Raw genomic sequence first — 13,022 nt, 5'->3', positions numbered from 1 at the left:
AATTTACCGTACACACGTTCTTATGTAAATAGTTTACTAAAGGACTGCCAAATGGCAGCCCTCCCGTTTTCAAGAAATTGAAGTTAGTTCTCCGGTTCTACCCGGACATAAATGCTGCTGAACAGCTGATCATGGATATATACGTTTAGCCGCCACATGCCTGCTTCAGGCAGCTCCATTGATGATGGAATAGCAGCATCGGCACCATTCAAAGGACCACCAAGACCACGCGCAGAGAAAACATCGATTTCCCGAGTGGTGCCTTCTTTTACGGCCATAACGTTAAAGCTGCCCGCGAGCTCCTCCTTGCTCCCCCAAAAGTGCCACATATACTTATTTCCTTTGCCCGCAATAACTGGCTGTTGTTCGAGCAGCTCGCCTTTATCATTTTGATAGGGTCCGACAAGGAATCCAACCTTATCTTTCTCGCCTGCATGCACATAGTTATAAGGCATCCCATCGTTACCTGTATACGGCAAATTGAAAGTAGATGTACTCCTCCATGGTGAAGACTCCTGCACCTCCAAAACGAAGTCACCGTAAAATTGTTCATTCAGCTTGACCTCGAATCTCCATGTCCCGCCAATTGGAAGGCTAAAGCCTGTTGTAAAACGATCCAACGTCTCATAACCTGAGCTGGGCTCAGTAATTGTCACTGGGGGCATGACGATCAGGCGTTTCCCCGATAATGAGTGAAACCCCTCGATGGAAATCTTTTTCCCAAGAAAAACATCAATGGGCTGCGTAAAATGGATGACATATCCTTGATCAGCACCTGCAACAACATTCTCCTCAGGAAACACCTGAAATATCACTTTGCCGTTCATCATATATTCGGTTCGAGCTTCCTCTCCCCTACTGCTTCCAATCGTTCCGTTTATTTTCGAAGGATTAGTAAACAGCTTACTCAAATCTGCGGCAAACAACATATAAACAAGAACGGCTACGAGTGCACTTACTGCTCCCAGACGAGCTATATACGTCTTTTTCTTCGGTTTGTGATTGGCCTTATCAATAATTTTATCCCTCAACTGCGCAGTGAAACGAGGATTCACAAACGGAGAGTGGCTAAGCGCTTCTTCCCACTGTTTTTGCTCCTTCATAAGATGTTTCCTCCTTTTGACTCACTTTGCAATAAAATTGATATTTTTTTGCGTGCGCGGTGCAGCCTCGATTTAATGGTCCCTTCTGCTACATGAAGCATGCTCGCCATTTCCTGAATGGAAAGTTGATAATGGACTTCCAGTAAGAGAACTTCTCGGTAGCGAAGCGGAAGCTTCATAACGGCGTTCCAAATATACTTGGTTTCCATCCGGTCAAAAACTTCCGCTTCCGCTGATCTTGAAGTATCCTTTCGAGTTACGAAATCCATTAGCACCACTTTAGAGAAATAAGCATTTCTTCGGTACTTATACGTTTTGTTGCGTGTGACCGTCAGCAGCCAGCTCTTAATGCTGGCTTCGCCTCGGAATGTATGAATTTTCTCGTACACTGTCAAAAAAACGTCCTGACAAATATCATCCGCCGCATCTGCATCCCGTATCAAAAAGAAGGCAAAATTCCAAACGTCGTTGCCATGCGCATTCATCAAATCAATTAATACGGCATCCGTTTCATATCCTTTTGCCAAATACTTAATATATTCCAGCTCCACCTCATCACCTCTCTAATTAAGAAGACCCATCTGCGTACCAAAAGTTCCCTAAATCTGAAAAAATAATATAACTAGCCCAAAGCGCTTAACGAGCTCAGTTAGCATCTGCAAAAATGAAAAAAACGTAAGAATCAAATAACAATTCCTACGTCTCTTTTTCAACTGATCAATAGATTGGGCATGGACATCCACTTATGATAGTCAAAGGCTGGCCCCTTAATTTCCAGTAAACAAAAGAAATATCGGTACAATTCTCGAACCTCTGATAAATCAGGAAAAGGTAGGACTTCAGCGTAACCTTTCCGGAAAAAATGAGCTCCCAGCTCATCTAATGAACATTCAATCGCTATTAAATCCATTTCACGAGGACCAAGAACGTAGGCTTCTGTATCGACAATTGCGCTAACACGTTCCCCATTTGAAAGAAATTGTCTCGGATCCATATCAAGCATGATACATGAGGCATAAGTCGGTACCGGCATACTAGCAGCTAATGAACAGTAGTGATCGAGACGTTCGTTTATTACAGTATTTCCCATGTAATAACGTACTGCCAAGATTCGCATCGCATCTGCGAGCTTCTGGGGAAAATCACCCAATTCATATCGCAGTGATCCGTTTAGAGAGCCCCACTCAAAAACTTTATGGGAATGGATCTCCGCGATCGATCTACCAAGATCCTCCATCATCATCGAGGGTTTGGCTTGAAATGACAAATTGGTTCCATTCATTTTTTCAACTGCAATCACTTGTCTTCCATCTATTATGGCCTTACTAAATACTTTTGGAATAGCTATATTGCTCGTCAATCGTGAAAGATATTGATTAATAAGCTCCATATCAAAGGTTTCGCTTAATTCTTTACCGAACAAATTGCTGCATGCCCATACAAAAGGAGCATCAACCGTTTCATCCACGCCCGACGACCGAACAACGTATTCCCCCGCTTCCGTGTTTACTAGGAACACATCACTAGACCATCCACCCAGTGTGGATTGTGAAATAATCGGTTCATAAAATAATGTCTGTAGGTTCATGCCTTACCTCCTATCCAAGTTAATCAAATTTTTACATATTCTCACGAAAAAATATAGACTTATAATTACTGCTCTGTTATGATGTTGAATAAGGTCTTTACAAAATTCCCGACTCCTTAAAACCTCAAAGGACTGCTTTAAAGGCACTTATCCCGGCTTTTATCTAACGGGAGTACCTTAAAAGCAGTCCTTTTTATACGCCTCTATTCGTTCAAGTTCCTGATTCATTGCATCATGTACATTCTTGACTATCTCATCAATCTCTTCCTTTGTTGCATGGTCGACATGGATGCCCATCAATACGGTTACGGTTCGATTGAGCTTAGAAGCTGCAATTTCCGCGATTTCTGCCGCTAACTGATCTTCCCGATGTCCTGGTATCGTTATTGTTTCCGTATGAATCCGATCCATCTGTGGAAAAGCAACGGCTACAGCTCCGATATGAGCTTGACCGCCGCTAATAAGAATGATCAAATCATTCCCCATTGGGTAACTATGAATTTGAATACTTAAATCTCTCTCCAATGCCGAAGCGCCTCCATATCATGGATTACAAATCCTGAACGATCGGTTTCTACAATGCCCTCTTTGCGGAGTTGATTAAGCAACCGATTTACCGTTTCTCTCGTCGTCCCGATTGCATTGGCTATATCCTGATGGGTCATCGGGATTTCGATATGGTGTTTACCATTTTTCACCGTCCCATTATTCTCTGCAAGTTTCAACAAGAACAGTTGACCACGGTTTTGCACATCTTGACCAGTCAACTCTTGCAGCTTTTCCTGTAATTCAAGGATTTTTTGGCTCATTACCCACATGAGCTTAACCGCTATTCCAGGGTTACTTCTTAGAAGGAGTTCAAAGGGCTTGATCGGCATAGCAAACAGCGCCGTTGGAACAATCGTCTCTGCGGTTGCTGGATAATGATTCGTATGAAACAACCCAGTATGAGGAAACATATCTCCTGTTTTCAGAAAAGATACGATTTGTTGATGACCATTTTCATCCGTCTTGTAGGTTTTGATCAAGCCATTCTGAATGAAATATATCGCTTCTTTTTCACTACCTTCAGTAAATACAATTGTTTTTTTACGGTACGAACGTTGAATCATAATCCTGCTAAGTCCTGCTATTTCTTCCTCGGATAAATCACGAAACAACGGAACTTGACGAAGAAGTTCCTCGACATCTATTGTTTTTTCCTTCATTGTTATGTCCCTCTCCTTTCTTTGCATTTATCTTGTGTCAAACATGCAAAAAAGAGCCAGACTTTTACTCCGGCTCAATAATATTAAGAATAATCTAACTGTTCTTTTGCCACTTCTGTCATATGCTCTGGCGTCCATCGCGGCTCCCACACAACAGCAACATTTATATGACTAATACCTAGTTCCCCTTCCAACGCTCGATGAACTCCGCCAACAATTGTATCATGCATGGAGCTATGTCTCTGGCCCTTGTTCCAGGTACTCCCATGAAAACTGTCCGCTTCGTGTAGCTTCAAATTGATAACGCAGTGGACGCGGATCATGGTCATTAATCAGAAGCATAACCTCGCCCGGTTTTAGCTGATCGAACGATTCAAAGATAACTTTATGTTTTAACTGCGGTGGATACTCAGGAACTTTTATAATTGTTGTAAATAGGTCCATCATTAACCATCCTCCTTAGATATTCATTCTCAATTACAACTTCATTATACGAGAATGCTGCGTCCCAGCTTTTGATGGGTATCACGTTTATATAAAAAAATAGAAGTGATCTATATCATATCTGGCGATCCTTCAACTTTTGGAGTAATTGCTCCTTATCCTCCGCTGACAGCATTTTTTCGGCCAGTGGGAACAGGATATTTTCTTCTTTCAAAAAGTGATCTGTTAGAATCGTATAAGCTTTATGCACATACAACGCGATTTCTTTAGCTCGATTCAAATTTATTATTTTCAGATCCAGCTTTTTCATAGAAACCTGAAAGATTTTTAGATTTTCTTTGGCCTGATCGTGTTCATATTCCATCACAGCTATTGGCCCTGTAGTACGACCGATGTAGTTAGCCATCATTGGAAACAACACTCCTTCTTCCTGCTCAGAATGGGGTCCCAATTCCTTCATAAATGTTTCAACCTTGATTTCCAAATCAACTAATTCTAACTGCCAACGGTCGGACCCATTTTCAGAAACAATCGTATTCACTGAAAATGCAAGATCCTCCATTTGCTTACGCAGTGGATCATGTTCCTTCTTTAACCTTGCTAAAGGCTCACAAAGCACCTCATTAGCTCCCTCGCTAAACATTTTACTTGCACATTGATGTTCCACTTGTATCTCCTCGCTTTCCATTTAGATTACACGTCTAACTTCTCTTCTTTACAGTTTACCCTAGGTTCAGAAGTAAGAATGTTATATAAATCACACTTGTGAAATGACCTCATTTAGAATTAAAGCATTTGTAATTTCTATCACAACGAAGCCACTTTTTTTAGCTTTGGGGAATTGTGATTTAAATCACACCGGAATAGGGGATTTCGACTTAAAAGATCAGTGGAACTCCCGATAAACAAAATCAACGGAAACCTTTATGATGAAGGTAGCAAGAAATGTTGAGGAGTTGGTCCACATGACCACAAACTATCTGGTAAAAGAAGAAAAGAGTACTTGCGATAGAACGGAAATTGCAAATCATAAAGGAATTATGAAATTTTTCTCTGAAACAAATTTTGATAGATTGAAAAGCATTATGTATGCGAAACAAGCCATGAAAAGTGAGTATCTATTCTGGGAAGGCGATCCCGCAGATCGATTGTTTTACGTAATAAAAGGTGAGATCCGCATCACGAAGATGTCGGAAACAGGAAAAAGTTTTATCCTGAACCTTCATCAGGCGGGTGATTTATTCGGCCAAATGGATCCGTTTCTACATTCCGTACAAAGCTTCAGTGCGGAAGTCACAGTTGATTGCGAGATCGGTGTAATTCAGCGAAAAGATCTCGAGATTCTGCTATGGCAGCATGGAGATTTGGCTATTGAATTTATGAGATGGATGGGGCTCATGCATCGGATGACGGAAACAAAATTTCGCGATTTAATGATGTACGGCAAACCAGGCGCGCTTTGTTCCTTATTAATTAGATTAAGTAACACATTCGGGATTCCAAAAGGTGAGCATACCCTGATCAATTATAAAATCAACAATTCCGAGATGGCAGATATGATCGGTTCTACTCGCGAAAGCGTCAATCGGATGTTAAGCGATATGAAGAAAGAAGATGCTATTGAATTTATTAATGGTCAAATTGTGATTAAGAATGCAACCTACCTCCGTGATATCTGCCACTGTGAAAACTGTCCATTAGAAATCTGCAGGATGTAATTTCATCATGATACTCTATAAACTAAAAAGGACTCCATGGAAGTGGGATCCTTTCTTTGCATATTTGATCGTCTTATTTTACAACTAATACAGGAACCTTAATGCTTTAATTGTTCGATTTCATCTATTAGTTGCCGAGACCTCTTGGCATTCCCTTCAGCTAACTTATGCAGCCTGTCCCTCAACTGCAAGTTACTATGCAATCGTTCCGAAGTAATTGAAACACATTATTTATCCGACATCGAAGGCATACAAAAAAACCATTTTGAGCCTAGACATTGGCTGAAAATGATTTTTTTAAATATCCTAGTGATCACTATAAACCAAATTGAACTTTATACACTAGCTGAGCTGATAAATCAACTGAGCGAAGCACCGTTCCTTGATCCGAGCTTACCAAGCTCGTAAATTCAACTCCCCTCAAGGGGATAGCCAGAAATTGATGTTCATTCAGATACATTTGCATAAATCCTTGGTCATCGGAAATACGTATTTTTTCAAGAGTCATTTTTTTAGGCGGTGCTACAGGATCCAGACCTGCCTGATCCTCAATATGCACCTCGATCTGAGTGCCTAGCCAGCGCGACAGTTTTTCTTCCCACTTCATAGCTTTCACCTCGATTTTAAGCGGCAACAGCCCGCATCTAATTTAGGAGATACACTCACCTGGTACCCCTGCAGATGATCCCAGCAAGCCGATTCAGATGCTGAATCCATCCGTGCGGACTCTTCAATATACCGAATGATTTCGTCTTCAGTTTCCCAGGTCGCCAAACCTTTGACTTCGGCGACAGCGATGTCGAGTCCTTCCTCTTCCCTGTGGTCAATATACCAGGATCCTTTGCCGGCAAAAAGACCTTGCAATTGCTGATTAATGACCGACTGAAAGGGAGACTGTGTATGCTCACGAATAAAGCAAAGATTCAAAGTAAACTCAAAAGGCATCGTTCATCTTCCTTTCTACTTAAAGCCTTTTTGTTTGGTAATATCACTAAACATTCCGGCATAATAAACGACATCTCCGGCGTCATTTTTCACTGCGCTTATGGTAAGCCACTCCAGATAAATATCGCCATTCTTTTTACGATTCCAGATTTCGCCCTGCCAGAAGCCCTGACCACGAATTTTATCCCACATCACATTGTAAAAATCGCGATCTTGTTTCCCCGATTTTAACACGCTAGGCGTCAGACCAATAACTTCATTTGCCTCGTAACCTGTCAACTGAGTGAAGGCTGCATTAACCGAATGAATTTTTCCGATGGTGTCCGTCACCATAATGCCTTCTACTGTATTCTCAATGATTTTTGATGAAAGTCCCAATTTTTCCTGATAAAACATCCAGACTATAAGAATTAGACTGGCTAATGCCACTTCGGATAAAGCCATAAAACCAATTGCATAATGACCTGTTAGTTTTAAAAGGAAAGTAAGCATCAAGGGAGGGAAAAACCCTCCCAACCCGCCCATAGCGGAAATGATCCCGTTCGCAATACCAGCTTGTTTGGTAAAGTACATAGGGACGAGTTTAAAGATAGCCCCATTACCTGTACCAGCACAAAACGCGATAGTTAAACAGCCAACTGTGTACCAAGTCATTGTTGGTGCAAAAGATAACAATACCCCAGCCGCCGTTAACCCCGCAAAGACGAACATGAGAATTTTGAAAGGATTGAATTTATCCCCTAAGTAGCCCCCGATAGGTCGCATTGCTGTTGCTAGTACGATAAATCCGCCAGTACGCATCCCTGCATCAACTTTGGAAAGATGGAAGCTGCTAACCAGAAAGTTTGGCAAGTAAACAGTAAAGGCAACGAACGAACCAAAAGTTATAAAGTAGAATAAACATAAGAACCATAGCTTTGAATTTCCAGACACCCCTTTTATTTGCTCAACAAGAGAGGTTTTTACAGGAGGTTCTTTACGATCTCCGACGAAAAAGTTCAATACCGCCATCACAACGAGTAATATACTATAGAGCAGTATGGTTTTGGACCATCCAATGTGATTGGCAATTAATGGCGCACCGAAGGTGGAAAGCGCTGTACCTAGATTACCGATCCCATAAATTCCATTAACGAAACCATGCTTCTCCTTCGGATAATATTTAGGTAAGGAAGTAACACCCACGGAAAATACGGCTCCCCCAATCCCCAGGAAAAATCCTCCTATGATCAGATCTTCAAATGAGTTGGCTTGACTGACCCAATATACCGGCGCAAGCAAGAGAATAAAACTGATGGCAAAAATTTTTCTAGCTCCATATCGATTTGTCCAGTACCCTACAGGTACTCGCATCACAGAACCGAACAAAATTGGAATAGCGGTTACCCACGTAAGCTGAGAAGGCGTTAACTTAATAGTCTCTTTAATAAACGGCATTAACGAAGATAAAATGACCCATACCATGAAGCCTAGAATAAGACTGACGGTCTGCAGCGGCAATTGTATTTTTTTGATATTCATCGGATGTTACGCTCCTTACGATAGATCAATATTGCAGCTGGGAATAACAGAATATTACACACAGCGTAAATAATAACAGAACGATAGTGTTCGAAATAGTACGCATTCACTGCCTTCTGTGTACAAAGAATGTTCAGAAACAACACGACACAAAGTAAAATAACGCCTAAATAACTACGTTTCATAGCGTTTCACTCCCGTCGCATAAATCGCGCCTTGTTCCTTCTTCAGCAGCACCTCAGGCAGAGGTCTTCTCGGAGGGCCTGCTGTCGGAGTACCTGTTCTCGCGTCGAAGATACCGTGATGACAAGGACATACCATCTCATCCTTCTCCTTACTCCAGAAAACGGGACACTTGAGATGCGTGCACGCATTTTGGTACGCCTTGTATTCATTCTCGCCAAGACGAATGAGCAGCGCTGAATCATGCTCTCCCGGATATGCAAACTCAACAGCGTCTCCGACCTTCAGCGAGCTAATATCTGTGACCTTCAGGTCCGGATACGCCTTCTTCTTTAAGCCCGTCAATTCTTTTGCTGCCAGCGTTCCCCAAGGTAGTGTAGCTACAGCGAAGACGCCCGCGGCCCCGACCAGCGTCTTCATAAAACCGCGTCGGTCCAGCATTCTTTCGTTATTTTTTCTAATATTATGCGTATAATTGTCTTCATTAAATGGACTATGATTATTGTCTCGCTTGTTGTCCTGTTCCATATAGGCTCACCCCATCACAAGTAGATTAGAACAATTTTTGTTTTCCTTGTAGAATACCTGGAAGGCTGATCTTTACATTCGTTTCGCCTTCTAACGGGTCAAAAGGCTGATGGCTTGCTGTCCATTTACCGAGTTTATGCTGCTCTTTCTTCGCTGCCAGTTCTTCCTCCGTCACCCATTGTAATGTGTTGGTTGGACAAACCGAAGCACACATCGGAGGTATGCCTTCTTTGGTCCGATCGTAGCAAAGGTCGCATTTATACATCAGGTTTTGCTCTTCATCAAATTTAGGGATTCCGTAAGGACAAGCGATGGTACAATTCTGACAGCCAATGCACTTCTCGACTAAAGCGGAAAGCACTGCTCCTTCTTCCGTGATTTGAATAGCTTGAGCAGGACAACTTCTTGCACACGCCGGATTCACACAGTGTAGACACATGAGCGGAATCGTTTGACGCGTAACAAGTGGATTCACATCGTATACATAGTTGCGATTTCTTTCATCGTGTCCTCCACATTGCGTACAAGCAGCCAAACAGCTTCGACAACCGATGCAGTTATCCATTTCAATGTACAGATGTTGTTTCATCGGATGTTCACCTTCTCCGGTTGCTTTTCGATCTGGGCTGCACAGGCCTTAAATTCTGGCATTTTTGAAATCGGGTCTAACGCCGAGATCGTTAATAGATTAATAGATAGGTCATGACCGAAATGATAAGGAACGAATACAGTATCCTTACGGATTGCTTCAATGATTTTAACTTTATAAAAGGTTTCTCCGCGGCGTGTATACAATCGCACAACTTCGTCATGCGATATACGATATCTCGCTGCGGTTTCCGGATGAACCTCTACATAAGGCTCTGGGCACATGTCTCTCAGAAACGGAATTCTTCTTGTTTGATTCCCGGATAAATAGTGATACACGACTCGACCAGTGGTCAGACGAAGCGGATATTGTTCGCAAGGTTCCTCTGCAGGCGGTCTATAAGGGAGCGCGCATAATTGTGCTTTTCCATCTGGATGGTAGAACTTATGGTCTAGGAACATATGTGGTGTACCCGGATCTTCTTCGCTTCGACAGGGCCAGAAGACACCGTCTTGTTTATCGATTTTCTCCCAGGTGGCTCCGTAGTAATCTGCATAGCCTCCTTTGGAGGCAAGGCGGAATTCGTCAGCTACATCTCTTGCTGTCTTCAGATGGCGGAAATACTGGCCTCTGCCAAGTCGTTCTGCAAGTTCTACTGCAATCAACCAATCCGGCTTGGATTCACCGAGAGGCTCTTGGGCTTTATTAATCTTGATGATCCGTCCTTCAAGATTGGTTACCGTCCCCTCATCCTCCGACCAAGTAACAGATGGCAGTACCACATCGGCAAATTCAGCGGATTCCGATAAATACATATCTGAGCAAACCATAAAGTCAAGATTCTTTAATGCGGCGCGCACATAATTTAGGTTTGGCGCGGATACGGCCGGGTTAGAACAGAGTAAATAGAGGCTTCTGATCGTTTTGTTCATCATAAGCTCAAACATCTCGTAAGCAGAGACACCTGGCTGTGGCATTTCTTCAGGTGTAATTCCCCAAACCTTACAAACCTCTTCTACATGCTTAGGATTTGTAATCTTGCGGTATCCTGGTAGTGCGTCTGCCTTTTGTCCATGCTCCCTTCCTCCCTGACCATTTCCTTGCCCTGTAAAGGTAGCAACACCTGATTTAGGCCGGCCAATTTTGCCAGTTACCAGACACATATTGGTGTAGGCTGAAACATTGTCGGACCCTTTGATCTGCTGCTCGATGCCACGAGCAAACATGACGACAGCATTTGGTGCTTTGCCATAGATTTCCGCAGCACGAATCAATTTCTCAGGAGCAACTCCAGTGATCTCGCTTGTAAATTCAGGTGTGAATTCCTTCACAACCTCTTTCATTTCTTCAAAGCCATTCGTGTGATCCGTGACAAATTGGGCATCAACATGACCATTTTGAATCAAGAGATTGATCATACAGTTGGCGAGCGCCAGATCTGTACCTGGGCGTAGATCGAGATGAACATCAGCACGACGAGCGATTGGTGTTTCCCGAGGATCAGCTACAATGAGATAACCGCCGCGATTTTGTACCTCCCATACGCGAAACATGGAGGTAGGATGACACTCTGCTGTATTGCTGCCTGCAATAAACAAGCAATCCGTTTCATGAAGATCCGTCCAAGGTAATGTTGATCCCCTGTCTACGCCAAAGCTCCGAAGAAAACCTGCGGCAGCACTTGACATACAGAACCGTCCATTGTAATCAATGTAACGAGTTTGCAAAGCTACCCTTGCAAATTTCCCCGTCAGATAGCATTTCTCATTGGTCATCGATACACCGCTAAATACGGAAAGAGAATCTTTGCCATACTGACCCTGAAGCTTTTGGAATTTCCTTACGATCAAGTCGTAAGCCTCTTCCCAACTTGCTTCTCGGAAACCTTCTTTCGTTCCTTTTAAAGATGCATCATCTCGAATTAATGGAAGCAGCAACCTGTCGTCGTGATTGGTTTGTTGATAAGCTGTTACTCCTTTGGGACACATTTTGCCAAGCGTTACCGGCCAATCGTATCGCGGCTCAACACCGATAATTTTATTTGTATGTGTATCCACTCTCAGGTTCATGCCACACTGCATACCGCAATAAGAGCAATGCGTTTTCACCAACTTTTCATTCGGATGTGTCTTATTCGCGATTGCCTTAAAAAATTTATCCTTTGGCATTTTGGTTGGCCTCCTTCACACGAATCTGATGGGTCGGTATTCCGGTAAAGCGGGACATTCTGTATTTCCGGCGGCATGGCAGGCAAAGCTCAGCCAGGTGATAGCCCTCTTCTGTTTTGAATTCAATTTCGTTTACTTTCAACACGTCGATGACGTCATTGGATTGCTCGACCGATACAAAGCCATTTCCGCAAACCCTGCAGCTTTTCGTCGCTTGCTCGGCGTAATGCTCTCGATAATTTCTGGCAAACACGCTCATTGGACGGAATGGAATATGTGCCAATTTACCGAAAGGGATATAAATCAAAGTCACGATCACGGCCCATTGGTGGACTAACGTTACAACCGAGTGCCCATAGCCATGAAGGAATATATTGCAGAAGGTGAGCAGCAATCCTGTTAAGCTTACGAATAGAAGCATATACAGCGGCAGAAAATCATAGATTAGCGTTTGTTCAGCACGTGCCTGCATATTCTTAAGTCTGCGGTATAACGCCATGCATACGCCGCCGATAACCATGAAGGCTGTAATATTTAATGCGTTGTAGAAGAGAAACCCAAGAAGCCCATCCGCTTTAATCCGCATGATGTCGATGCCGAAACCAACGACTGTATAAGTTCCATTCTCTCCCATCGTGAAGTACATCCAGCCGAACACAAGGGGGAAAGTCACGAAGGCTGATAGAATGCAACCCCAACCAAGAAGAACGTGTTGTAACCAGCGGTACCACCCGCGATTCCAAATAAAGCGATAGGTAACCAAATGCTCCGTAGTTGTCTTTGGCGTACTTTTTCGCAGCAATAGCTTAATGCCTTTCTTCAAAATGATTTTGGCAGGCGGCCGTTCTCCCCAAGCAATAAAACGATAGAAGAAACCGCAGATGAAAACGACAGTACCTACCATATATCCATATAGAGCCAAGTCAATGTGTGTAAAAAGCCTTGATCCGATTCCCATGAGAATCACTAAACCACAAACTGCGATAAAGACACATTTGGCGAATTTTGACGCGAATGCTCGATCCAT

17 protein-coding genes are annotated in these 13,022 nt (G+C 42.9%); 1 reads left to right on the top strand and 16 read right to left on the bottom strand.

Annotated features, from left to right (window positions below; genetic code table 11):
* Positions 1 to 83: 83 nt before the first annotated feature.
* The 8 genes from AC787_RS28800 to AC787_RS28770 form a co-directional block, all read right to left on the bottom strand.
* Positions 84 to 1,103, bottom strand: a complete 1,020-nt coding sequence (locus AC787_RS28800) for a DUF4871 domain-containing protein (RefSeq protein WP_054028403.1) — start codon at positions 1,101 to 1,103, stop codon at positions 84 to 86.
* On the bottom strand, positions 1,100 to 1,654 hold the full coding sequence (locus AC787_RS28795) for an RNA polymerase sigma factor (RefSeq protein WP_054028402.1): 555 nt from the start codon (positions 1,652 to 1,654) through the stop codon (positions 1,100 to 1,102). The genes AC787_RS28800 and AC787_RS28795 overlap by 4 nt, the downstream gene beginning before the upstream one ends.
* Before the next feature lie 158 nt (positions 1,655 to 1,812).
* Positions 1,813 to 2,691 carry a phosphotransferase gene (locus tag AC787_RS28790; RefSeq protein ID WP_054028401.1) on the bottom strand — a complete coding sequence of 293 codons (879 nt, stop codon included), beginning with the start codon at positions 2,689 to 2,691 and terminating at the stop codon, positions 1,813 to 1,815.
* Between the two features lie 177 nt (positions 2,692 to 2,868).
* The gene (locus AC787_RS28785) at positions 2,869 to 3,216 is read right to left on the bottom strand and encodes a hypothetical protein (RefSeq protein WP_054028400.1); all 348 of its coding nucleotides are present in this window, start codon (positions 3,214 to 3,216) and stop codon (positions 2,869 to 2,871) included.
* Positions 3,201 to 3,899: a Crp/Fnr family transcriptional regulator gene (locus AC787_RS28780; protein ID WP_054028399.1), complete on the bottom strand. Its 699-nt coding sequence runs from the start codon at positions 3,897 to 3,899 to the stop codon at positions 3,201 to 3,203. The genes AC787_RS28785 and AC787_RS28780 overlap by 16 nt, the downstream gene beginning before the upstream one ends.
* 83 nt (positions 3,900 to 3,982) lie before the next feature.
* Positions 3,983 to 4,129, bottom strand: coding sequence for a hypothetical protein (locus AC787_RS34230; protein WP_161807582.1), 147 nt, complete (start codon positions 4,127 to 4,129; stop codon positions 3,983 to 3,985).
* Between the two features lie 4 nt (positions 4,130 to 4,133).
* Complete coding sequence (locus tag AC787_RS28775) at positions 4,134 to 4,343, bottom strand: DUF2249 domain-containing protein (protein WP_054028640.1); 210 nt, start codon at positions 4,341 to 4,343, stop codon at positions 4,134 to 4,136.
* Between the two features lie 115 nt (positions 4,344 to 4,458).
* Positions 4,459 to 5,010 carry a hemerythrin domain-containing protein gene (locus AC787_RS28770; RefSeq protein ID WP_321166181.1) on the bottom strand — a complete coding sequence of 184 codons (552 nt, stop codon included), beginning with the start codon at positions 5,008 to 5,010 and terminating at the stop codon, positions 4,459 to 4,461.
* A 373-nt stretch (positions 5,011 to 5,383) separates the two neighbouring features.
* On the opposite strand from AC787_RS28770, the gene AC787_RS28765 reads away from it, so the two are divergent.
* Positions 5,384 to 6,061: a Crp/Fnr family transcriptional regulator gene (locus tag AC787_RS28765; protein ID WP_054028638.1), complete on the top strand. Its 678-nt coding sequence runs from the start codon at positions 5,384 to 5,386 to the stop codon at positions 6,059 to 6,061.
* Positions 6,062 to 6,377: 316 nt separating this feature from the next.
* Here the strand turns inward: AC787_RS28765 and AC787_RS28760 are convergent, their stop codons facing one another.
* Genes AC787_RS28760 through AC787_RS28725 form a run of 8 tightly spaced genes read right to left on the bottom strand, consistent with a single transcriptional unit; the run spans position 6,378 to position 13,022 of the window.
* A complete protein-coding gene (locus AC787_RS28760) occupies positions 6,378 to 6,668 on the bottom strand; it encodes a hypothetical protein (RefSeq protein ID WP_054028398.1) in 291 nt (96 codons plus the stop codon).
* 5 nt (positions 6,669 to 6,673) lie between these two features.
* The gene (locus AC787_RS28755; protein ID WP_054028397.1) at positions 6,674 to 7,006 is read right to left on the bottom strand and encodes a hypothetical protein; all 333 of its coding nucleotides are present in this window, start codon (positions 7,004 to 7,006) and stop codon (positions 6,674 to 6,676) included.
* Positions 7,007 to 7,021: 15 nt separating this feature from the next.
* Positions 7,022 to 8,527 (bottom strand): MFS transporter, encoded by a 1,506-nt coding sequence (locus AC787_RS28750; RefSeq protein WP_054028396.1) that lies wholly within the window; start codon positions 8,525 to 8,527, stop codon positions 7,022 to 7,024.
* Positions 8,524 to 8,712 carry a hypothetical protein gene (locus tag AC787_RS28745; RefSeq protein WP_054028395.1) on the bottom strand — a complete coding sequence of 63 codons (189 nt, stop codon included), beginning with the start codon at positions 8,710 to 8,712 and terminating at the stop codon, positions 8,524 to 8,526. Before AC787_RS28745 ends, AC787_RS28750 begins: the two co-directional genes overlap by 4 nt.
* Positions 8,702 to 9,238, bottom strand: a complete 537-nt coding sequence (locus tag AC787_RS28740; protein ID WP_054028394.1) for a Rieske 2Fe-2S domain-containing protein — start codon at positions 9,236 to 9,238, stop codon at positions 8,702 to 8,704. Before AC787_RS28740 ends, AC787_RS28745 begins: the two co-directional genes overlap by 11 nt.
* 25 nt (positions 9,239 to 9,263) lie before the next feature.
* On the bottom strand, positions 9,264 to 9,827 hold the full coding sequence (locus AC787_RS28735; RefSeq protein WP_054028393.1) for a 4Fe-4S dicluster domain-containing protein: 564 nt from the start codon (positions 9,825 to 9,827) through the stop codon (positions 9,264 to 9,266).
* Complete coding sequence (locus AC787_RS28730) at positions 9,824 to 11,995, bottom strand: molybdopterin oxidoreductase family protein (protein ID WP_054028392.1); 2,172 nt, start codon at positions 11,993 to 11,995, stop codon at positions 9,824 to 9,826. Before AC787_RS28730 ends, AC787_RS28735 begins: the two co-directional genes overlap by 4 nt.
* Positions 11,982 to 13,022, bottom strand: a complete 1,041-nt coding sequence (locus AC787_RS28725) for a hypothetical protein (protein WP_054028391.1) — start codon at positions 13,020 to 13,022, stop codon at positions 11,982 to 11,984. Before AC787_RS28725 ends, AC787_RS28730 begins: the two co-directional genes overlap by 14 nt.

It is taken from the genome of Bacillus sp. FJAT-28004 (assembly GCF_001280845.1).
Classification (GTDB): Bacteria; Bacillota; Bacilli; order Paenibacillales; family Paenibacillaceae; genus Pristimantibacillus.
The sequence above is the reverse complement of the archived record's forward strand: the minus strand, read 5'-3'. Positions and strand labels throughout refer to the sequence as shown.